The 18,635-nt window shown below is 68.2% G+C and carries 28 protein-coding genes and 1 pseudogene; 3 read left to right on the top strand and 26 right to left on the bottom strand.

Annotated features, from left to right (window positions below):
* Positions 1-140: 140 nt before the first annotated feature.
* The 25 genes from ACFVZW_RS28470 to ACFVZW_RS28350 form a co-directional block, all read right to left on the bottom strand.
* Positions 141-788 (bottom strand): adenylate kinase, encoded by a 648-nt coding sequence (locus tag ACFVZW_RS28470; protein ID WP_384526953.1) that lies wholly within the window; start codon positions 786-788, stop codon positions 141-143.
* On the bottom strand, positions 788-2,107 hold the full coding sequence (gene secY, locus ACFVZW_RS28465; RefSeq protein WP_384526950.1) for a preprotein translocase subunit SecY: 1,320 nt from the start codon (positions 2,105-2,107) through the stop codon (positions 788-790). Before secY ends, ACFVZW_RS28470 begins: the two co-directional genes overlap by 1 nt.
* Positions 2,108-2,318: 211 nt before the next feature.
* On the bottom strand, positions 2,319-2,774 hold the full coding sequence (rplO, locus tag ACFVZW_RS28460; RefSeq protein ID WP_137993928.1) for a 50S ribosomal protein L15: 456 nt from the start codon (positions 2,772-2,774) through the stop codon (positions 2,319-2,321).
* A gap of 1 nt (position 2,775) precedes the next feature.
* Positions 2,776-2,958, bottom strand: a complete 183-nt coding sequence (gene rpmD / locus ACFVZW_RS28455) for a 50S ribosomal protein L30 (RefSeq protein ID WP_005313525.1) — start codon at positions 2,956-2,958, stop codon at positions 2,776-2,778.
* The gene (rpsE, locus tag ACFVZW_RS28450) at positions 2,958-3,560 is read right to left on the bottom strand and encodes a 30S ribosomal protein S5 (RefSeq protein ID WP_015035588.1); all 603 of its coding nucleotides are present in this window, start codon (positions 3,558-3,560) and stop codon (positions 2,958-2,960) included. The genes rpmD and rpsE overlap by 1 nt, the downstream gene beginning before the upstream one ends.
* A gap of 46 nt (positions 3,561-3,606) precedes the next feature.
* On the bottom strand, positions 3,607-3,990 hold the full coding sequence (gene rplR / locus ACFVZW_RS28445; RefSeq protein WP_352188391.1) for a 50S ribosomal protein L18: 384 nt from the start codon (positions 3,988-3,990) through the stop codon (positions 3,607-3,609).
* A 3-nt stretch (positions 3,991-3,993) separates the two neighbouring features.
* On the bottom strand, positions 3,994-4,533 hold the full coding sequence (gene rplF / locus ACFVZW_RS28440) for a 50S ribosomal protein L6 (protein ID WP_361667570.1): 540 nt from the start codon (positions 4,531-4,533) through the stop codon (positions 3,994-3,996).
* A gap of 21 nt (positions 4,534-4,554) precedes the next feature.
* Positions 4,555-4,953 carry a 30S ribosomal protein S8 gene (gene rpsH / locus ACFVZW_RS28435; protein ID WP_158989430.1) on the bottom strand — a complete coding sequence of 133 codons (399 nt, stop codon included), beginning with the start codon at positions 4,951-4,953 and terminating at the stop codon, positions 4,555-4,557.
* Positions 4,954-5,161: 208 nt separating this feature from the next.
* Complete coding sequence (locus ACFVZW_RS28430; RefSeq protein ID WP_003948630.1) at positions 5,162-5,347, bottom strand: type Z 30S ribosomal protein S14; 186 nt, start codon at positions 5,345-5,347, stop codon at positions 5,162-5,164.
* Between the two features lie 5 nt (positions 5,348-5,352).
* On the bottom strand, positions 5,353-5,910 hold the full coding sequence (gene rplE, locus ACFVZW_RS28425; protein ID WP_260229393.1) for a 50S ribosomal protein L5: 558 nt from the start codon (positions 5,908-5,910) through the stop codon (positions 5,353-5,355).
* The gene (gene rplX / locus ACFVZW_RS28420) at positions 5,910-6,221 is read right to left on the bottom strand and encodes a 50S ribosomal protein L24 (protein WP_015035583.1); all 312 of its coding nucleotides are present in this window, start codon (positions 6,219-6,221) and stop codon (positions 5,910-5,912) included. Before rplX ends, rplE begins: the two co-directional genes overlap by 1 nt.
* 2 nt (positions 6,222-6,223) lie before the next feature.
* Entirely contained in the window at positions 6,224-6,592 is a 369-nt protein-coding gene (rplN, locus tag ACFVZW_RS28415) for a 50S ribosomal protein L14 (RefSeq protein ID WP_003956455.1), read from the bottom strand.
* A gap of 100 nt (positions 6,593-6,692) precedes the next feature.
* Positions 6,693-6,974 carry a 30S ribosomal protein S17 gene (gene rpsQ, locus ACFVZW_RS28410; protein ID WP_260229394.1) on the bottom strand — a complete coding sequence of 94 codons (282 nt, stop codon included), beginning with the start codon at positions 6,972-6,974 and terminating at the stop codon, positions 6,693-6,695.
* A complete protein-coding gene (rpmC, locus tag ACFVZW_RS28405) occupies positions 6,974-7,198 on the bottom strand; it encodes a 50S ribosomal protein L29 (protein WP_361445390.1) in 225 nt (74 codons plus the stop codon). Before rpmC ends, rpsQ begins: the two co-directional genes overlap by 1 nt.
* Positions 7,198-7,617, bottom strand: coding sequence for a 50S ribosomal protein L16 (gene rplP, locus ACFVZW_RS28400; protein ID WP_015035580.1), 420 nt, complete (start codon positions 7,615-7,617; stop codon positions 7,198-7,200). Before rplP ends, rpmC begins: the two co-directional genes overlap by 1 nt.
* A gap of 5 nt (positions 7,618-7,622) precedes the next feature.
* Positions 7,623-8,459, bottom strand: a complete 837-nt coding sequence (gene rpsC / locus ACFVZW_RS28395; protein WP_260229395.1) for a 30S ribosomal protein S3 — start codon at positions 8,457-8,459, stop codon at positions 7,623-7,625.
* A complete protein-coding gene (gene rplV, locus ACFVZW_RS28390) occupies positions 8,459-8,806 on the bottom strand; it encodes a 50S ribosomal protein L22 (protein WP_041662774.1) in 348 nt (115 codons plus the stop codon). The genes rpsC and rplV overlap by 1 nt, the downstream gene beginning before the upstream one ends.
* A gap of 42 nt (positions 8,807-8,848) precedes the next feature.
* Complete coding sequence (rpsS, locus tag ACFVZW_RS28385) at positions 8,849-9,130, bottom strand: 30S ribosomal protein S19 (RefSeq protein ID WP_015035577.1); 282 nt, start codon at positions 9,128-9,130, stop codon at positions 8,849-8,851.
* Between the two features lie 12 nt (positions 9,131-9,142).
* Entirely contained in the window at positions 9,143-9,979 is an 837-nt protein-coding gene (gene rplB, locus ACFVZW_RS28380; RefSeq protein ID WP_046908246.1) for a 50S ribosomal protein L2, read from the bottom strand.
* A 40-nt stretch (positions 9,980-10,019) separates the two neighbouring features.
* Positions 10,020-10,343 carry a 50S ribosomal protein L23 gene (gene rplW / locus ACFVZW_RS28375; RefSeq protein WP_318103821.1) on the bottom strand — a complete coding sequence of 108 codons (324 nt, stop codon included), beginning with the start codon at positions 10,341-10,343 and terminating at the stop codon, positions 10,020-10,022.
* A complete protein-coding gene (gene rplD, locus ACFVZW_RS28370) occupies positions 10,343-10,993 on the bottom strand; it encodes a 50S ribosomal protein L4 (protein WP_376436451.1) in 651 nt (216 codons plus the stop codon). Before rplD ends, rplW begins: the two co-directional genes overlap by 1 nt.
* Before the next feature lie 4 nt (positions 10,994-10,997).
* Positions 10,998-11,642 carry a 50S ribosomal protein L3 gene (gene rplC / locus ACFVZW_RS28365; protein WP_260229398.1) on the bottom strand — a complete coding sequence of 215 codons (645 nt, stop codon included), beginning with the start codon at positions 11,640-11,642 and terminating at the stop codon, positions 10,998-11,000.
* Positions 11,643-11,655: 13 nt separating this feature from the next.
* On the bottom strand, positions 11,656-11,964 hold the full coding sequence (gene rpsJ / locus ACFVZW_RS28360) for a 30S ribosomal protein S10 (protein WP_003948644.1): 309 nt from the start codon (positions 11,962-11,964) through the stop codon (positions 11,656-11,658).
* 591 nt (positions 11,965-12,555) lie between these two features.
* On the bottom strand, positions 12,556-13,272 hold the full coding sequence (locus ACFVZW_RS28355) for a YoaK family protein (RefSeq protein ID WP_384526933.1): 717 nt from the start codon (positions 13,270-13,272) through the stop codon (positions 12,556-12,558).
* A 39-nt stretch (positions 13,273-13,311) separates the two neighbouring features.
* Positions 13,312-13,443 carry a DUF397 domain-containing protein gene (locus tag ACFVZW_RS28350; protein WP_384526930.1) on the bottom strand — a complete coding sequence of 44 codons (132 nt, stop codon included), beginning with the start codon at positions 13,441-13,443 and terminating at the stop codon, positions 13,312-13,314.
* A gap of 67 nt (positions 13,444-13,510) precedes the next feature.
* On the opposite strand from ACFVZW_RS28350, the gene ACFVZW_RS28345 reads away from it, so the two are divergent.
* On the top strand, positions 13,511-14,374 hold the full coding sequence (locus ACFVZW_RS28345) for a helix-turn-helix domain-containing protein (RefSeq protein ID WP_384526927.1): 864 nt from the start codon (positions 13,511-13,513) through the stop codon (positions 14,372-14,374).
* A 43-nt stretch (positions 14,375-14,417) separates the two neighbouring features.
* Positions 14,418-15,233, top strand: a pseudogene (locus ACFVZW_RS28340) (RNA repair domain-containing protein); the annotation flags it as partial.
* A gap of 30 nt (positions 15,234-15,263) precedes the next feature.
* On the opposite strand, the gene ACFVZW_RS28335 reads toward ACFVZW_RS28340, so the two are convergent.
* Entirely contained in the window at positions 15,264-16,205 is a 942-nt protein-coding gene (locus ACFVZW_RS28335) for a hypothetical protein (protein ID WP_384526924.1), read from the bottom strand.
* 289 nt (positions 16,206-16,494) lie between these two features.
* Here ACFVZW_RS28335 and ACFVZW_RS28330 point away from each other — a divergent pair, with 289 nt between their 5' ends.
* Positions 16,495-18,531: a PIG-L family deacetylase gene (locus ACFVZW_RS28330; protein ID WP_384526981.1), complete on the top strand. Its 2,037-nt coding sequence runs from the start codon at positions 16,495-16,497 to the stop codon at positions 18,529-18,531.
* Positions 18,532-18,635: the final 104 nt, after the last annotated feature.

Genomic DNA, 18,635 nt, shown 5'->3' with positions numbered 1-18,635 from the left:
CCGCGCAACTGCGCGCAGAGCTGGGGGTTGTTCACCTCCACCCGCGTGGCGGGGCCCTGCCGGTCGGTGTCCAGGGCACTCAAAAACTATCCGGCGCGGCGCCCCGGCGGGGCACCGCGGCCGTATCGAACGAACCAGGGTTACTTCTTGAGCGCGGCCATCGCCTTCGCGGTGACCTCGTCCACCTTGCCGAGCGCCGAGATCGTCACGACCAGGTTCTGCGCCCGGTAGTAGTCGATGATCGGCTCGGTCTGCGTGTGGTAGACCTCCAGGCGCCGGCGGACGGTCTCCTCGGAGTCGTCGTCGCGCTGGTAGAGCTCGCCACCACAGACATCACACACACCCGCGGTCTTCGGCGGCGTGTAGGTGACGTGGAAGACGTGCGCGCTGTCGTTGCGGCAGATGCGGCGACCCGCGATCCGCTTCACGACCTCGTCCTCGGGGACCTCCAGGTCCAGGACAGCGTCCAGCTGCATGTCCTCGGCCTTCAGGACCGTGTCCAGAGCCTCGGCCTGGGCCACGTTCCGCGGGAACCCGTCCAGCAGGAAGCCATTGACGGCGTCCGGCTGCTCCATCCGGTCCTTGGCCATTCCGATGGTCACCTCGTCCGGGACAAGGTCGCCGGCGTCCATGTACGCCTTGGCCTTGAGGCCCAGCTCCGTGCCCTGCGAGATGTTGGCGCGGAACAGGTCACCCGTGGAGATGTGCGGAATGTCCAGGTTCTTGGCAAGGAACGCGGCCTGCGTGCCCTTGCCCGCACCGGGCGGTCCGACGAGGACGATTCGCATCAGCGGAGGAACCCTTCGTAATTGCGCTGCTGGAGCTGGCTCTCGATCTGCTTCACGGTCTCCAGCCCCACACCCACGATGATGAGGATGCTCGTCCCGCCGAACGGGAAGTTGGCATTGGCGCCACCGAAGCCTGCCAACGCCATCGTCGGCACAAGAGCGATCAGACCCAGATACAGCGAGCCCGGCCAAGTGATCCGGTTGAGCACGTAGCTCAGATACTCGGCAGTAGGTCGACCAGCCCGGATACCCGGGATGAAGCCACCATACTTCTTCATGTTGTCGGCAACTTCCTCGGGGTTGAACGAGATCGCCACGTAGAAGAAGGCGAAGAACACGATCAGGAGGAAGTACGTCGCGATGTAGTAGGGGTGGTCACCCTTGACGAAGTGGGCTTCGATCCAGGTCTTCCACCCCGCGGAGGAGTTCGAGAACTGCGCGATCAAGGCCGGGATGTAGAGCAGCGACGAGGCGAAGATGACAGGAATCACACCCGCCTGGTTCACCTTGAGCGGGATATAAGTGGACGTTCCGCCGTAGGACCTGCGGCCGATCATGCGCTTCGCGTACTGCACGGGGATACGGCGCTGGGCCTGCTCGACGAAGACGACGAGCGCCACCATCACGAAGCCGATCAGGATGACGGTGCCGAACTCGATCCAGCCCTTGGCGAGCTTGCCGCTCTCCTTGATGGCCCAGAGGGCGCCCGGGAAGCCGGCGGCGATCGAGATGAACATCAGGATCGACATGCCGTTGCCGATGCCGCGGTCGGTGATGAGCTCACCGAGCCACATGACGACGGCGGTACCGGCGGTCATCGTGATGACCATCGTGGCGATGGTGAAGACGGACGGGTCCGGGACGACCTGGTTGGCCACCGTGCAGCCGCTGAACAGCGCACCGCTCTTGGCGGTGGCCACGAGACCGGTGCCCTGGAGGATGGCGAGGGCGATCGTCAGATAACGCGTGTACTGCGTGATCTTCGCGGTGCCCGACTGCCCCTCCTTCTTCAGGGCTTCCAGACGCGGAATCACGACGGTCAGCAGCTGCAGGATGATGCTCGCCGTGATGTACGGCATGATGCCGAGCGCGAAGATGGTGATCTGCAGCAGCGCTCCGCCACTGAACATGTTCACCAGGCCGAACAGGGAGTTGTTGCCCTGGCTCGCCTGGTCCACACACTGCTGTACGGCCTGGTAACTGACACCGGGCACGGGGATGTGTGCCCCGAGCCGGTACAGCACGACGATGCCGAGCGTGAAGAGCAGCTTCTTGCGCAGGTCGGGCGTCTTGAACGCCCGGGCGAACGCGGTGAGCACGGTGCCTCCTGCGACCCCCGCGCCATGCGCCAGAGGTGACGGTCTTGAGGTTCGACGAATAGGTACCAGTCAAAAACCGTGCGGGCATACCGCACGGAGCATAGACAGTGCACGCCACCTTACCGGCGGACATGCCCCCCTAGGAACGACCAACCGGGGATGCCCCTTTTGAGAGGCATCCCCGGTCGGATGTTCAGGCCATCGAGTCGTCTCAGACGAGCTCGGTGACGGTGCCGCCGGCGGCGGCGATCTTCTCCTTGGCGGAGCCGGAGACGGCGTCGACCGTCACCTGCAGCGCCACGGAGACCTCGCCGGTGCCGAGCACCTTGACGAGCTGGTTCTTACGAACCGCACCCTTGGCGACCAGATCGGCCACCGTGACCTCGCCACCCTGCGGGTAGAGCGCGGCCAGCTTGTCCAGGTTCACGACCTGGTACTCGGTGCGGAACGGGTTCTTGAAGCCCTTGAGCTTCGGGAGACGCATGTGGAGGGGCATCTGCCCACCCTCGAAGCGCTCCGGAACCTGGTAACGGGCCTTCGTGCCCTTGGTACCACGACCGGCCGTCTTACCCTTCGACGCCTCACCACGACCCACACGGGTCTTGGCGGTCTTGGCGCCCGGGGCGGGACGGAGGTTGTGGACCTTCAGCGGGTTGTTCTCCGCCATGTCAGTCGACCTCCTCGACCGTCACGAGGTGGCGGACGGTGTGCACCATTCCGCGGAACTCGGGGCGGTCCTCCTTGACGACCACGTCGTTCAGGCGCTTGAGCCCGAGCGAACGCAGGGTGTCGCGGTGGTTCTGCTTGCTGCCGATGTACGACTTCGTCTGCGTGATCTTGAGGCGGGCCATTACGCACCCGCTCCCGCACGAGCACGGAGCAGAGCCGCGGGGGCGACGTCCTCGAGGGGCAGACCACGGCGAGCCGCGATCTCCTCGGGACGCTGCAGGCCCTTCAGGGCCTCCACGGTCGCGTGCACGATGTTGATCGCGTTGTCGGAGCCGAGCGACTTCGACAGGATGTCGTGAACGCCTGCGCACTCGAGCACGGCACGCACCGGGCCACCGGCGATAACGCCGGTACCGGGGGAAGCCGGCTTGAGCAGGACGACGCCCGCGGCCTTCTCGCCCTGGATCGGGTGAGGGATGGTGCCCTGGATGCGGGGAACCTTGAAGAAGTTCTTCTTGGCTTCCTCGACACCCTTGGCGATGGCCGCGGGAACTTCCTTGGCCTTGCCGTAACCGACACCTACGGTGCCGTCACCGTCACCCACCACGACCAGCGCGGTGAAGGAGAAACGACGACCACCCTTGACAACCTTGGCGACGCGGTTGATCGCGACAACGCGCTCAACGTACGCGGTCTTCTCGGCGGCAGCGCCACCGTCGCGGCCCTTCCGGTCCCGCCGCTCGCCGCCACCGGCACCGCTTCCGCGGCGCTGGGGTCCAGCCATTGGATTTACCTCTCTCTGTTACGTCCGTTAGTCCCGGAACCGGGGCTTAGAACTTCAGCCCGGCTTCGCGGGCGGCGTCAGCCAGAGCGGCAATGCGCCCGGCGTACCTGTTGCCACCACGGTCGAACACGACAGCCTCGACACCCGCGGCCTTCGCGCGCTCGGCGACGAGCGCGCCGACCTGCTTGGCCTGCGACGACTTGTCACCCTCGCCACCGCGGATCGACGCGTCCAGGTTCGACGCGGACGCAAGGGTGTGACCCTTGAGGTCGTCGATGACCTGAGCGGTGATACCGCGGTTCGAACGCGTCACGACGAGGCGCGGACGCTCCGCCGTACCCGACACGTTCTTGCGGATGCGGATGTGACGGCGGGCCTTGGCCGCACGCTTGTAAGCGTCGCCCTTGGCGATCTTCACACCGTATGCCATGGCTTACTTACCAGCCTTTCCGACCTTGCGGCGGATGACCTCGCCGGCGTACTTGACGCCCTTGGCCTTGTACGGGTCGGGCTTCCGCAGCTTGCGGATGTTCGCCGCGACCTCGCCGACCTTCTGCTTGTCGATGCCCTCGACCGAGAACTTGGTCGGCGACTCGACCTTGAAGGAGATGCCCTCGGGCGCCTCCACCAGGATCGGGTGGCTGTAGCCGAGCTGGAACTCCAGGTTGGAGCCCTTCGCGGCAACGCGGTAACCGACACCGCTGATCTCGAGCGCCTTCACGTAACCCTGGGTCACACCGGTGATCATGTTGGCCACCAGCGTGCGGGACAGGCCGTGGAGGGCCTTGTTCTGACGCTCGTCGTTCGGACGGGTGACGTTGAGAACGCCGTCCTCGCCCTTAACGATCTCGATCGGCGCGGCAACGGTGTGGGTCAGGGTGCCCTTGGAACCCTTGACCGTGACCGAGCGGCCCTCGATGGTGACGTCCACGCCGGCGGGAACCTGGATAGGCAGCTTGCCAATACGCGACATTAGCTATTCCTCCGTTCCCGACTACCAGACGTAGGCGAGGACTTCCCCACCTACGCCCTTCTTGCCTGCCTGCTGGCCGGTCAGGAGACCGTGGGACGTGGAGATGATCGCCACGCCCAGGCCGCCGAGAACCTTCGGCAGGTTGGTGGACTTCGCGTAAACCCGGAGGCCCGGCTTCGAGATCCGCTTGATGCCCGCGATGGAGCGCTCACGGTTCGGACCGAACTTGAGCTCGAGGACGAGGTTCTTGCCGACCTCGGCGTCCTCGACCTTCCAGCCCGTGATGAAGCCCTCCTGCTGGAGGATTTCCGCGATGTGAGACTTGATCTTGCTGTGCGGCATCGACACGGAGTCGTGGTACGCCGAGTTCGCGTTACGCAGACGCGTGAGCATGTCTGCGATGGGATCAGTCATGGTCATGAATTGGCCTTCGGCCTCTCTCGCCGGGGTTTCCTGTATGCGCCATCCCTCTCCCCACACAGGGGCGGGACGGGTGCGGCGCGGGGACCTACGGCGTAGTAAGTCGTACGGGCGGCGGACGCCCAACCCTCCTAGCCTAAGCCATGGAGTGGTGGGCCTCCGCCAACCCTCTGCTTACCGAGAGACTCCGGTCATCCCAATGAAGGGATTACCAGGAGCTCTTGGTCACGCCCGGCAGCTCGCCACGGTGAGCCATCTCACGAAGGCACACGCGGCACAGGCCGAACTTGCGGTACACGGAGTGGGGACGACCACAGCGCTGGCAGCGCGTGTAGCCGCGCACGCCGAACTTGGGCTTGCGGGCAGCCTTCGCGATGAGAGCCTTCTTCGCCATCTCGCTTACGCCTCCTTGAACGGGAAGCCGAGGTGACGGAGAAGGGCACGGCCCTCAGCGTCGTTGGTCGCCGTGGTCACCACGGTGATGTCCATACCCCGGACACGGTCGATCTTGTCCTGGTCGATCTCGTGGAACATGACCTGCTCCGTGAGACCGAAGGTGTAGTTGCCACGCCCGTCGAACTGCTTGGGGGACAGACCACGGAAGTCGCGGATGCGCGGAAGCGCGAGCGACAGGGTGCGGTCCAGGAACTCCCACATGCGGTCGCCACGGAGGGTGACGTGCGCACCGATCGGCTGGCCCTCACGCAGCTTGAACTGCGCGATGGACTTGCGAGCCTTGGTGACGGCCGGCTTCTGACCGGTGATCGTGGTGAGGTCGCGGATGGCGCCCTCGATCAGCTTGGAGTCGCGGGCGGCGTCGCCCACACCCATGTTGACCACGACCTTGACGAGGCCGGGGATCTGCATGACGTTCTCGTAGGAGAACTCCTCACGCAGCTTGCCCGCGATCTCCTCGCGGTACTTCGTCTTGAGACGCGGAGTGGTGGTGGTAGCCATCAGATGTCCTCACCCGTCCGCTTGGCAACGCGGATCTTGTTGCCCTCGTCGTCGAAGCGGTAACCGACGCGCGTGACGACCTTCTTGCCGTCCTTCTCAACGACCAGCTGGACGTTGGAGACGTGGACCGGCGCCTCGGTCGTGACGATGCCACCGGCCTGCGACGGGCCGGCCTTGGTGTGCTTCTTGACCCGGTTGACACCCTCGACGAGGACGCGGTTCTCGCGGGGGAAGGCCGTGATGACCTTGCCCTGCTTGCCCTTGTCCTTACCGGTGATGACCTGGACCAGGTCGCCCTTCTTGATCTTCATGCTTACAGCACCTCCGGCGCGAGCGAGATGATCTTCATGAACTTCTTCTCGCGCAGCTCACGGCCCACCGGGCCGAAGATACGGGTGCCGCGAGGGTCGCCGTCGTTCTTGAGAATGACAGCGGCGTTCTCGTCGAAGCGGATGTACGAGCCGTCCTGGCGGCGGCGCTCCTTGACGGTGCGAACGATGACCGCCTTGACGACGTCACCCTTCTTCACGTTGCCACCGGGGATCGCGTCCTTGACGGTGGCGACGATGACGTCACCGATGCCCGCGTAGCGGCGACCGGAACCACCGAGAACACGGATGCAAAGGATCTCCTTGGCACCAGTGTTGTCGGCGACACGCAGTCGCGACTCCTGCTGGATCACGTCTATCTCCTGATTGTCTGCCGGTTCCCGGCCGGGGCTTCACGAGGAAGCCCCGGCCGAGCCTGGCGGAACGAACTCGAAGGGTTACCCCTTCAAGTGATTACTTGGCCTTCTCGAGGATCTCGATGACGCGCCAGTGCTTCGTCGACGACAGCTTCCGGGTCTCCATCAGGAGGACGCGGTCGCCGACGCCGGCAGCGTTCTGCTCGTCGTGAGCCTTGAGCTTGTTCGTACGGCGGATGACCTTGCCGTACAGCGCGTGCTTGACGCGGTCCTCGACGGCGACGACGACGGTCTTGTCCATCTTGTCGCTGACGACAAGGCCCTCACGGACCTTGCGAGCGTTGCGCTCGGTCTTCTCAGTCACATTGCTCTCGCTCATCAGGCGTTCTCCACCGTCTCGATGCCCAGCTCGCGCTCACGCATCAGGGTGTAGATCCGGGCGATGTCCTTACGGACGGACTTGAGCCGACCGTGGTTCTCGAGCTGACCGGTCGCCGCCTGGAAGCGGAGGTTGAACAGCTCTTCCTTGGCCTCGCGGAGCTTGGCGACAAGCTCCTCGTTGCCCAGCTCGCGCAGCTCGGACGCCTTGGTACCGGCGGTCATCACAGCTCACCTGCTTCGCGCTTAACGATCTTGCACTTCATCGGCAGCTTGTGGGCCGCACGGGTCAGGGCCTCGCGCGCGATCTTCTCGTTCGGGTAGGACAGCTCGAACATCACCCGACCGGGCTTGACGTTCGCGATCCACCACTCCGGCGAACCCTTACCGGAACCCATGCGGGTCTCGGCAGGCTTCTTGGTCAGCGGGCGGTCCGGGTAGATGTTGATCCAGACCTTGCCGCCACGCTTGATGTGGCGGGTCATCGCGATACGAGCCGCCTCGATCTGGCGGTTGGTCACGTACGCCGGAGTGAGGGCCTGAATGCCGTACTCGCCGAACGCAACCTGCGTACCACCCTTGGACATACCGCTGCGCTTCGGGTGGTGCTGCTTGCGGTGCTTGACCCTACGGGGGATCAGCATTTCGGTCAGGCCTCCGTTCCGGTGCTCTCAGCAGCCGGAGCGGCGGCGGGAGCGTCGGCCTTGGGGGCCTCGGCAGCCTGAGCCTGCTGCGGCTTGCGACCGCGACCGCCACGCTCGCCACCGCGACCACCGCGGCCACCGGCCGGACGGTCACCGGCGCCACGGGCCGGGCGGTTACCCGCACGGGCCGCTGCGTTCTCGGCGCGGACCTCGGCGATGTTCTTGACATCGCCCTTGTAGATCCAGACCTTCACGCCGATGCGGCCGAAGGTCGTCTTGGCCTCGAAGAAGCCGTAGTCGACGTTCGCGCGGAGCGTGTGCAGGGGCACGCGGCCCTCGCGGTAGAACTCCGAGCGGGACATCTCGGCGCCGCCGAGGCGACCGCCGCACTGGATCTTGATGCCCTTGGCGCCGGCCTTCATCGTGCCCTGCATGCTCTTACGCATGGCGCGACGGAAGGAGACGCGGGAGGAGAGCTGCTCGGCAACGGCCTGAGCAACCAGCTGAGCGTCCATCTCGGGGTTCTTGACCTCGAGGATGTTCAGCTGGACCTGCTTGCCCGTGAGCTTCTCGAGGTCGCCGCGGATGCGGTCGGCCTCGGCGCCACGACGGCCGATGACGATGCCGGGACGCGCGGTGTGGATGTCCACCCGCACGCGGTCACGGGTGCGCTCGATCTCAACCTTCGAGATGCCGGCGCGCTCCATGCCGGACGTCATCATCCGACGGATGGCGACGTCTTCCTTGACGTAGTCCTTGTACAGCTTGTCGGCGTACCAGCGGGACTTGAAGTCCGTGGTGATGCCGAGCCGGAACCCATGCGGGTTAACCTTCTGGCCCATTACCGGGTTCCTTCCTTGCTGCTGACGACCACGGTGATGTGGCTGGTCCGCTTACGGATCCGGTAGGCACGGCCCTGAGCACGCGGACGGAACCGCTTCAGGGTCGGGCCCTCATCCACGAACGCCTCGCTGATGTACAGCGAAGAGGCGTCACTGTGGTCGTAGTTGTGCGCGGCGTTGGCGATGGCGCTGTCCAGCACCTTGCCGACCGGCACGCTCGCGGCCTGCGGGGCGAAACGCAGGACCGCCTGAGCCTCCGTGGCATCCATGCCACGGATAAGGTCCACCACACGGCGGGCCTTCATGGGCGTAACGCGGATGTACCGCGCCTGGGCCCTGGCTTCCATGGTTGTCCTTCCAGTGTCTGTCATGGTCATTCCACCCCGCTACTAGCGGCGCTTCGACTTCCGGTCGTCCTTCACGTGACCCCGGAAGGTGCGCGTCGGCGAGAACTCGCCGAGCTTGTGGCCGACCATCGACTCGGTGACAAACACCGGAATGTGGGTCTTGCCGTTGTGCACCGCGATCGTGTGGCCGAGCATGGCCGGGATGATCATCGAGCGACGGGACCAGGTCTTGATGACGTTCTTGGTACCGGCTTCGTTCTGAGCGTCCACCTTCTTCACGAGGTGGCCGTCAACGAAGGGTCCCTTCTTGAGACTGCGCGGCATCTAAACCCGCTCCTAGCGCTTCTTGTTCGTCTTGCGGCGGCGGACGATGTACTTGTTCGAAGCCTTCTTCGGCGAACGAGTACGACCCTCCTTCTGACCCCACGGGGAGACCGGGTGGCGACCACCGGAGGTCTTGCCCTCACCACCACCGTGCGGGTGGTCCACCGGGTTCATCGCCACACCGCGAACGGTCGGGCGAACGCCCAGCCAGCGCTTACGGCCGGCCTTGCCCCAGTTGATGTTCGACTGCTCGGCGTTGCCGACCTCGCCGATGGTGGCGCGGCAGCGGGCGTCGACGAGACGGATCTCACCGGACGGCATACGAAGGTGGGCCATCGTGCCCTCCTTCGCCAGCAGCTGCACGGAGGCACCCGCGGAACGGGCGAACTTGGCGCCACCGCCGGGACGGAGCTCGATCGCGTGGATCGTGGTACCGACCGGGATGTTGCGGAGGGCCAGGTTGTTGCCGGGCTTGATGTCGGCCGTGGGGCCGTTCTCAACCCGGTCGCCCTGCGAAAGACCACGCGGGGCGATGATGTAGCGCTTCTCGCCGTCCGCGTAGTGGAGCAGCGCGATGCGAGCGGTGCGGTTCGGGTCGTACTCGATGTGAGCGACCTTGGCCGGCACGCCGTCCTTGTCGTGACGACGGAAGTCGATCACGCGGTAGGCGCGCTTGTGGCCACCGCCCTGGTGACGGACGGTCACACGACCGGTGTTGTTACGGCCACCCTTGCTGTGCAGCGGGCGGACCAGCGACTTCTCCGGCGTGGACCGCGTGATCTCGACGAAGTCGGCTACGGAGGAGCCACGGCGGCCCGGCGTAGTCGGCTTGTACTTGCGGATTCCCATTTCTCAGTCCTCGTCCGATTCCGGACGATCCAGACCGCCCTTAGGCGGTCGGACCGCCGAAGATGTCGATACGGTTGCCCTCGGCAAGGGTCACGATGGCGCGCTTGGTGTCCTTGCGCTTGCCGAAACCGGTGCGGGTGCGCTTGCGCTTGCCCTGACGGTTGATCGTGTTGACCCCGGTGACCTTGACCGAGAAGACCGCCTCGACGGCCTGCTTGATCTGGGTCTTGTTGGCGCCGGGCGCAACGATGAACGTGTACTTGTTCTCGTCGAGCAGCGCGTAGCTCTTCTCGGAAACAACCGGCTTGACGAGAACGTCACGCGGGTCCGTGAAGGTCTTGCTGGTGATCGTGGCCTCGGACATCAGGCCTCGCTCCCTTCGTTGTCAGCGGCCTTGGGGCCAGACACGAAGGACTCGAGGGCGGCCTGGGTGAAGACCACGTCGTCGGATCGCATCACGTCGTACGTGTTCAGCTGGCCCGGCTCCAGGATGTGCACCTGGGGCAGGTTGCGGGCGGACAGCCACGCGGCCTCGTCGGCGCGCTCGACGACCAGGAGCAGGTTCTTGCGCTCCGAGATCTTGCCGAACAGCGTCTTGGCGGCCTTGGTGGAGATGCCACCCTCGACCACGCCGGAGACGACGTGGATGCGGGAGTGGTTCGCCCGGTCGGAGAGGGCACCGCGGAGGGCGGCGGCCTTCATCTTCTTCGGGGTCCGCTGCGAGTAGTCACGCGGCACGGGACCGTGCACGACGCCACCACCGGCGAACTGCGGGGCGCGGGTCGAACCCTGACGGGCGCGGCCGGTGCCCTTCTGGCGGTACGGCTTCTTGCCACCACCACGGACCTCGCCACGCGTCTTGACCTTGTGCGTGCCCTGACGGGCGGCGGCCAGCTGCGCGACGACGACCTGGTGGATCAGCGGGATGCTGATCTTGGCCTCGAAGATCTCGGCCGGGAGCTCGACGGTCCCGGTCTTGTCGCCGGAGGGCGACAGAATGTCAATGGTGCTCATATCCTCAGGCCCCCTTGGCCGCGGTGCGGACCAGGACGAGGCCGCCGTTCGGACCAGGAACCGCACCCTTGATCAGGAGCAGGCCCTTCTCCGCGTCAACGGCGTGAACGGTCAGGTTCTGGGTGGTCACGCGCTCGTTGCCCATACGGCCGGCCATGCGCATGCCCTTGAAGACACGGCCCGGGGTGGCGCAGCCACCGATCGAACCGGGCTTGCGGTGCACGCGGTGGGCACCGTGGGAGGCCTTGCCACCACGGAAGTTGTGGCGCTTCATGACACCGGCGAAGCCCTTGCCCTTGCTCTTACCGGTGACGTCGACCTTCACACCGGCCTCGAAGAGCTCGGCGGTGATCTCCTGGCCGAGCGTGTACTCGGAGGCGTCAGCGGTGCGGAGCTCCACAAGGTGACGGCGCGGGGTGACGTCGGCCTTGGCGAAGTGACCCTTGAGGGGCTTGTTCACCTTGCGCGGGTCGATCTCGCCGAAGGCGATCTGGACCGACTCGTAGCCGTCGATGTCGTTCGTACGCACCTGGGTCACGACATTGGGGCCGGCCTTGACGACGGTCACCGGGACGACCCGGTTGTTCTCGTCCCAGACCTGCGTCATGCCGAGCTTCTCGCCCAGGATGCCCTTGATGTTCTTAGCCATCTCGCGCGTCACCTCAGAGCTTGATCTCGATGTCGACGCCCGCCGGGAGGTCGAGGCGCATGAGCGAGTCAACCGTCTTCGGCGTGGGGTCGAGGATGTCGATGAGGCGCTTGTGCGTGCGCATCTCGAAGTGCTCGCGCGAGTCCTTGTACTTGTGCGGCGACTTGATGACGCAGTACACGTTCTTCTCAGTGGGCAGCGGCACCGGGCCCGCGACCGACGCACCAGTGCGCGTCACCGTCTCGACGATCTTCTTCGCCGAGGAGTCGATGACCTCGTGGTCGTAGGCCTTGAGCCGGATGCGGATCTTCTGTCCCGCCATGGCTACTCAGTAGTCCTTTGTCTTGGTTAACGCTCTGGACTCGGGGGTTCTCGTGCACTCTGTCTCCGACCCACGCGGTCGGGCGTGTCGCACTCCCTCTACGCAGAAATCCCTGAGGATCTCCCAACCAAGGGGGTGCGGTCACCATGACCGCGAGTCCGGGGGCAGAACACCCACCGAGCGCCTGGTCGGCACCCCGCTGACGCTTCCCGGAAGATTCCCGTACGTCCGCTCCTAAGAAGGAGCGACGAGTACTGTGGGACTCGCTTCCGGTCCCCCCGACGGGAGGCGCGCAGCATCGGCACTCAACCGAGCAACCCCGACAGTCTGCCATACGCGGGCATCCGGCCGCCAATCGAGGCGCAAGACTGTACCCCACGTCACGTGGGGGTACACGTAGGGGCGCAGCCACGCTTTGATCGGCGGATGCCGAGATCAACGGGCACGTGGGTGGGGCACGGCCACACTGATATGCGCCGCCGTGACGGCGGCGCACCGCCCGGGCCTACGGCGGGACGGTCTCGTCGCCCCAGGAGCCCCCACGTCCCCGCGTAGCCCGTGGGTGCCCGCTTCCGCCGACCGGCGGCGGGCTCACCCCGGCTCGGGCATGTGCCGCCGCTGCGCCACCCAGGTCGCCGCGGCAAAGGCCAGGACCACCGCGGAGGGAATGGCCAGGATCGCCCCCGGGCTCACCTCTTCGTGCAGCAGCCAGGCGCCCAGCACACCCCCCGCGAACATCGCCCCGATCGAGACGAACCGGCGGACCTCATGGCCGCCGCCCGCGCCGATGCGGGGGTCCGCAAGGTGCGGCAGACCGCCGACGAGCGCGATCATGGCGCGGGTGGACAGCGTCGTGGACACGTGCGGGGCCCTTACCCGCAGGGTCGTGACGTTGCGCATCCCCATGGCGACGGCGACCAGCGCCACGGCGGCGAAATGGTGGCCGGCGACGGGGCCGCCCGGCCCGTCGACCTCGCCGAGCCACGCCACGAGCGCCCCGAGCCCGAGCAACAGCCCTTCGCCGAGCAGCGCGGGAGCGAACCACGGGCGACCGTGGTTGTCCACGGTCGACTCCAGGAGCGAGCCGAGCAACGCGCCGACCACGAAGCCGGCGCAGGAGACTCCTGCGGCGAGAGGCGACAGCCCGGCGACACCCGTGAGCGAGAACGCCAGCAGGAGCAGGTTCCCCGTCTGCATCGCGGTGAAGGCGGGCCCCAGCGCGAGATAGCTGACGGCCTCGATCACACCGGTCGTCAACGTCAGCACGACCATGATCGAGGTGACCGCGCCCCTGGCCCTGGGCTCCATACCCGGACTTTAAGGCGCGCCTGATCACCCCGCCCGATATCAGCGCTGAGTGACGTACGAGACGAACCCGACCCAAGCGCGAGGGGCGAAGGCGAGGCGGGGGCCTTCGGTGACCTTGGAGTCACGGACGTGGACGCCTTCCGCGCCGCGCGCCGACAACCTCGGACACACGCCGGCCCCCGGCCGGGACTTGCACTCCCGATCGAGGGCCTGACCACCACGGAACCAGAACTTCCTGATGGCTTACTCGCAGCCTGGCGCGCCTCTGGGCGCCTCCGGACTCATTCACGTCAACGCCCGGCACTCGACCCGCTACACGGTCGTCGGCAACCACCTCGCCCAGCACCGCGAGCTCTCGTTGCTCGCCATCGGGCTGGCCGTCCACCTCCAGTCGCTGCCCACCGGGGCACCCGTCGGCATCAAGGCCCTGGCCGCCTGGTTCCCCGAGAGCGAGATGCGCATCGCCCGTGCCATGCGGGAGTTGGAAGCCCACGGCTACCTGAAGCGCTTCAACGAGCGACTGCCCAACGGACGACTCGCCCCGCGCACGATCTCGTACAACCGTCCGGGGCTGACCCGACCCCCGATCCGGAGACGCCCCCGGACCCGGACCCGGGCGACGAGCCTCCGCCCCGGCCGAAGCCTCCGGCATCTCCCCCGCCGCCGATCCCGGCCGGAGCGACGCGCGGAACCCGTAACCCGCCGCGTAACCCCGGCTTCGCCCCCTCCGCCACCCGCTCCGCTCACGGAAGCGCACCGACCCGCCGCCGACGTCCTCGCCCGCCTGCGCCTCCACGAGCCCCGGCTCCTGCTCGCCGAACGGGACATCCACCGCCTGGCTCCCGCCGTGGCCACCTGGCTCGAACGCGGCGCCCACCCCGACGCGGTGCTGCGCACCCTCGCCGCGAGCCTCCCCGACGATCTGGTCCACCCGGCCGGCTTGCTCGCCCACCGGCTCACGGCCCTGCTTCCGCCGCCCCTGCCCGCGAGGCCCCCCGCCCCCGACCCCCTCCAGAACTGCGACGCCTGCGACCGAGCCTTCAGATCGGCGCAACCCGGACGATGTCGCGACTGCCGTCCCCACGAGAGACGGGCCGCCTAGCATGAACACGCCTGAGACGCCGTATTCCGGGCAGTCGCCAGGCGTGCACACCAGCGACGAGATCTACCACCGGGTGCTGTGGGACGCCCGCTTCGACCCCGAGCGGTTCGTGATGGGGATCCACGAGCGGAGCGTCCGCGAGCCGAAGCGGGTGGCCCTGGCCGACTTCGTACCGGGCGGTGAGATCCCCTGGCATCGGGTGATCTTCTTCGAGGCCGACGGCGAGCTGGTCTGGGACCGGGCGACGGGCCTGGACCGGCTCGACGAGACCGTGGCGGCGGAGGCCGAGCCGGTCCCGCCCGAGGAGGTCCTGGCGGTGGCCGCGACGAACCGGACCGCGGTGGCCTGGATCCCGCCGCGGCGGCTGTGGCCCGCGATCCAGCACATCCGCCGCATGCACGACCGCCAGATCCACCGCTGGCCCCCGCACGTCAACGTCCTCTTCGGCTTCGTACCGGAGTCCGAGTTCGAACGGGCCACCCCGCTGGTGGCCGCCGCGGCGCGGGGAACGCACCCGTTCCGGGCCCAGCTGGAGGGCGTCCACTGGTTCGGTCACCGCGAGGACGCCACCGTCTGGCTCGACCCCTGTGCGGCCGGCGAGCAGCCGTGGGCCCGTCTGCGGGAGGCGCTGGAACTCCGGTTCCCGCTGTGCGGTGGACGGGCCAAGGGCTTCACCCCGCACCTCTCCCTCGGCCGCAGTCACGACCCGCACACCCTCGCCACCACCTCCGAGGCCCTGCTCGGCTCCATGACGGCCCGCGTGGCCGAGCTGGTACTGCTGTCCCGCCGCGAGGACGGCCCGATGCTGGTACGGGCGACGGTGTCGCTCGGGACCGGCGAGGTGCACCGGCCCGAGGACGTCAGCGCCGCGTAGGCGTACGCGGGCCGGTCAGGTGCGCGAGCTCGTCCCGCACTCCTGCGGCAGCTCGTCGAGGTTCTTGCTGCGGTCGTACGGGTCCACGACCGGGCCCGTCGCCCCTGCGTCGGGCAGCGCCATCAGGTCCTCGTCGAACATCGGGTGGAAGTAGCCGTCCACGGGGCGGTCGCAGTCGTCGTTGCCGACGTTCGAACTCCACTCGCTCACCGACAACTTGCCCTTGGTGACGATGTACTCGGCCGGGTCGGGCAGCGAGAAGGTGATCTGGCGACGTACGACCGTCCGCGTCACCTCGTCGGCGCCCGGGCGCACCTTCACGACGGGGTAGACGAAGGTGAAGTCGGTGCGGACGAGCACGGCGTCGGCGTTCTCGCCCTTGCCTGCCTCCACGGTCATCCGCCCCCGGGTCTTCACCACGGAGCCCGCGAGCCGTACCTCTTTCGGGCTGAACCGGCTGAACAGCAGCGTGGGGTCGGTCTGCTCGGTGGCCTTGACCAGGCCCTTCTCCATGTCGGAGCGGACGTCGGGCTGCTTCGGGTCGAGGAGGGCCAGTGCCGCCGCGGGCTTGTCGCCCTTGATCACGGCCGGGTCGAGGTTGGCCGCGACGAGGAAGTTCTTGGTCGTCCTGAGCGCGGCGGCGACCTCGTCCTTCGACATCCAGCCCACCGCCTTGGCCTGCGGCAGCTCGATCCCCGCGGCCCCGTCGGCCCAGCGGAGGGCCGGCGAGCCCTTGAAGGGCTCACGCAGCGTCGGCCGGTCCGGGAAGGCCTCCTCGGACGGCGCGGCGGACGGCCGCGCGGTCTCCGCCGCGAGCGGCTGCGTGTCGCCGGTCTCGCGCCACGGCATCAGCTCCGGTCTCACCACGAGGACCGCGAGGCCGACGGCGACCACGATCCCGAAGACCCCGGAGACGGCCCGCGACGCGCCGCTCTGCCCATTGTTTTCCCAGCTCATGTACCCCACCCCTGGTTCATCGGGGCCATGACATACGTCCGCCCCGCGCATCGTGCGCAGCGGAGCGTCTCACAGCCCCCGGCAACGCCACGCGGCGGCCCGTGCGTTCGGCACACGAATGCGCGTTCACGCACAACCCCGCGGTCCGCCGAGCCGTCTAGCTAGTCGCGGATCTCGGCCCCGACCTGGCCATCCGCCGATCCAGGGGACGTTCAGGGACCGGTACGGACCGGTAGGCGGCACGGGGGAAGCAGCAGTGGAAGACATATCCAGGCCCGCTACGGGTGGCCTGCCCCGGCGGCGCGGTGTTCTCGCGGCCGCCGTGGCCCTCGGTACGGCAGCCGTCGCGGGCTCGCTCGCCGGCTGTTCCGTACCCGCTCCACGCCGTACCGGGCCCACCGCCGACCCCGCTCCGGGAATGCCGATCGCCAGTACGCGACGCGCGCAGCTCATGCAGTTCGCCGCGCACCCGGACGACGACCTGTACTTCATGAACCCGGACACCCAGCGGATGCTCGACGCAGGCGTCCCGCTCGTCTCCGTCTACGTCACCGCGGGCGAGCACACGGGCCGCAATCGCATCGCCGGGATGCCCGACGCTCCCCCGGACAAGGCCGCCTACTCCTCCGCCCGCCACCAGGGCCTGCGCCAGGCGTACGCGACGCTCCTCGGGCTCGACAAGTTCACGCCCTGGCAGCGGGCCGTCACCACGCTCCGCGGCGGGCGACGGGCCGAGATCGACACGCTCGTGCACGGCGGCCGCCGGGTCGAGCTGATCTTCCTCAATCTGCCGATGCACACCTCGCGGCGCTACATGGCCGTGCCCGCGCTGTGGCACGACCGCGCGCTCGAACTGCGTACGCATCTCTCCGCCGGCTCCCCCGTCGACCGGTCGGACACCTACGACCACGACCAGCTGATCGACGTCCTCGTGGGCCTCCTCGACCGCTACCGGCCCACCGTCGTCCAGACCCTCGACCCGGACCCCGACATCCAGATCGGCGACGAGGCGACGCGCAAGCGCGACAGCGAGCAGCCCGGCTACTCCGACCACGGCGATCACACGGCCGTCGCCTGCTTCTCCTGGGCGGCGCTGATCCGCTGGGTGGCCGAGGCGCAGAAGGGCCCGGGGGCGATACCGGCGTTCGTCGCGACCGCGTTCCGGGGCTACTACAACCGTCATTGGCCCAAGAACCTCCCGCCCCAGGTCCTCGGGGAGAAGGCCGCGCACCTCGTCCCGTACGGCGGCGATCCGTCCTGGCAGTGCGGCAATCCGTCGGGCTGCGGGGACTACGGCGTGGGCGGGGACCGCCCCCTGACCAACTGGAAGGGCTGGGTGCGGGCCACCCATCACCGCTGGCCCGGTGCCGGTCCGGCCGTCGTCGCGCGGCCCGGCGCGCGGCTCGACGCCTACGGGGTGCTGGGGCTGCGGGCCGTCCGCTGGCGGGAGGCGGAGAAGGGGTCCGGGCTTTGGGGCGCGCCGGAGGACCTCGGCGGCGGGCCGCTCGCGCCCGCGCTGGGCTCGGCCACGCTGCCCGACGGCCGGGTGCTGCTCTTCGGGGTGCGCTTCGCCGCGTTCGACGGCCATGGCGGCGCGAACCGGCGGGAGGTCGTCCTGCTGGAGCAGCGCTCCCCCGGCGGCCCGTTCCTCGCGTGGCGGGGGCTCGGCAATCCGGAGCGGGACGACGACCGGGGACGCCGGATCGGTGTGCCGGTGGCCGTGACCACCCCCGACGGGCGGGTCCATCTCTTCGTACGCGACGCGGACAAGGGTGTGTCGACGCGTGTACGGGCCGCGGACGGGACCTGGTCGTCGTGGCGGCGCCTGCCCGGGACCGACACCGGCACCGACGAGGTCCAGGACGGTCTGGACGCCGTGGTCGACACCGCCGGACGCGTCCATCTCCTGGCCGCGGGCCGGCGGTCCGTCCGGCACTGGATCGACGGTGTTCCGGCCGCCCCGCTTCCCGGCGCGGGCAATCCGGTCGCCGCCGTCCCGCGCGCCGGAACCGACGCGCTGGAGGTGTACTACCGCAAGCCGGCGGCGAAGGAGCTGCTGTCGGGGCGGGGGAACGCGTCCTTCGACGGGTACGGTCCGGTGGCCGCCGCGGCGGACGGTGCCGAGACCGTGCTGCTCGGCCGGGACCTGCGCGGCCGGATCCAGCTGCGGCGGGGTGGCCGGCTCTGGACCCGTACGCAGGGCACGACTCCCGTCCAGGCGGCGGCGCTGCGGCTCGTGCCCGACGGCCCGCTGGCCGTGGGCCTCGGCGCCGACGCCCACCCGTGGGTGTGGCGCCCGGCCGACCGGGCCGCCGCCTCGGAGTAGGGCGCACGGGAACGGAAACGACGAGGGGGGGCCCGCCCCCCCCCCCCCCCGCGGCGCGGGCGCGGGCGGAGGGTCACGCACACGGGGCGCGCGGGAGAGACGCG

Origin of the sequence: Streptomyces sp. NPDC059567 (genome assembly GCF_042735655.1) — a bacterium.
Classification (GTDB): domain Bacteria; phylum Actinomycetota; class Actinomycetes; order Streptomycetales; family Streptomycetaceae; genus Streptomyces.
This window is presented reverse-complemented; position numbering and strand designations above follow the sequence as displayed.

Excerpts from the sequence above, each read along its gene's own strand:
- ACFVZW_RS28470 (WP_384526953.1), bottom strand. The coding sequence starts at position 788 with ATGCGAATCGTCCTCGTCGGACCGCCCGGTGCGGGCAAGGGCACGCAG.
- rplO (WP_137993928.1), bottom strand. The coding sequence starts at position 2,774 with ATGGCGGAGAACAACCCGCTGAAGGTCCACAACCTCCGTCCCGCCCCG.
- rpmD (WP_005313525.1), bottom strand. The coding sequence starts at position 2,958 with ATGGCCCGCCTCAAGATCACGCAGACGAAGTCGTACATCGGCAGCAAG.
- rpsE (WP_015035588.1), bottom strand. The coding sequence starts at position 3,560 with ATGGCTGGACCCCAGCGCCGCGGAAGCGGTGCCGGTGGCGGCGAGCGG.
- rplR (WP_352188391.1), bottom strand. The coding sequence starts at position 3,990 with ATGGCATACGGTGTGAAGATCGCCAAGGGCGACGCTTACAAGCGTGCG.
- rplF (WP_361667570.1), bottom strand. The coding sequence starts at position 4,533 with ATGTCGCGTATTGGCAAGCTGCCTATCCAGGTTCCCGCCGGCGTGGAC.
- rpsH (WP_158989430.1), bottom strand. The coding sequence starts at position 4,953 with ATGACCATGACTGATCCCATCGCAGACATGCTCACGCGTCTGCGTAAC.
- ACFVZW_RS28430 (WP_003948630.1), bottom strand. The coding sequence starts at position 5,347 with ATGGCGAAGAAGGCTCTCATCGCGAAGGCTGCCCGCAAGCCCAAGTTC.
- rplE (WP_260229393.1), bottom strand. The coding sequence starts at position 5,910 with ATGGCTACCACCACCACTCCGCGTCTCAAGACGAAGTACCGCGAGGAG.
- rplX (WP_015035583.1), bottom strand. The coding sequence starts at position 6,221 with ATGAAGATCAAGAAGGGCGACCTGGTCCAGGTCATCACCGGTAAGGAC.
- rpsQ (WP_260229394.1), bottom strand. The coding sequence starts at position 6,974 with ATGAGCGAGAGCAATGTGACTGAGAAGACCGAGCGCAACGCTCGCAAG.
- rpmC (WP_361445390.1), bottom strand. The coding sequence starts at position 7,198 with ATGACCGCCGGTACCAAGGCGTCCGAGCTGCGCGAGCTGGGCAACGAG.
- rplP (WP_015035580.1), bottom strand. The coding sequence starts at position 7,617 with ATGCTGATCCCCCGTAGGGTCAAGCACCGCAAGCAGCACCACCCGAAG.
- rpsC (WP_260229395.1), bottom strand. The coding sequence starts at position 8,459 with ATGGGCCAGAAGGTTAACCCGCATGGGTTCCGGCTCGGCATCACCACG.
- rplV (WP_041662774.1), bottom strand. The coding sequence starts at position 8,806 with ATGGAAGCCAGGGCCCAGGCGCGGTACATCCGCGTTACGCCCATGAAG.
- rpsS (WP_015035577.1), bottom strand. The coding sequence starts at position 9,130 with ATGCCGCGCAGTCTCAAGAAGGGACCCTTCGTTGACGGCCACCTCGTG.
- rplB (WP_046908246.1), bottom strand. The coding sequence starts at position 9,979 with ATGGGAATCCGCAAGTACAAGCCGACTACGCCGGGCCGCCGTGGCTCC.
- rplW (WP_318103821.1), bottom strand. The coding sequence starts at position 10,343 with ATGTCCGAGGCCACGATCACCAGCAAGACCTTCACGGACCCGCGTGAC.
- rplD (WP_376436451.1), bottom strand. The coding sequence starts at position 10,993 with ATGAGCACCATTGACATTCTGTCGCCCTCCGGCGACAAGACCGGGACC.
- rplC (WP_260229398.1), bottom strand. The coding sequence starts at position 11,642 with ATGGCTAAGAACATCAAGGGCATCCTGGGCGAGAAGCTCGGCATGACG.
- rpsJ (WP_003948644.1), bottom strand. The coding sequence starts at position 11,964 with ATGGCGGGACAGAAGATCCGCATCCGGCTCAAGGCCTACGACCACGAG.
- ACFVZW_RS28355 (WP_384526933.1), bottom strand. The coding sequence starts at position 13,272 with ATGGAGCCCAGGGCCAGGGGCGCGGTCACCTCGATCATGGTCGTGCTG.
- ACFVZW_RS28345 (WP_384526927.1), top strand. The coding sequence starts at position 13,511 with ATGGCTTACTCGCAGCCTGGCGCGCCTCTGGGCGCCTCCGGACTCATT.
- ACFVZW_RS28335 (WP_384526924.1), bottom strand. The coding sequence starts at position 16,205 with ATGAGCTGGGAAAACAATGGGCAGAGCGGCGCGTCGCGGGCCGTCTCC.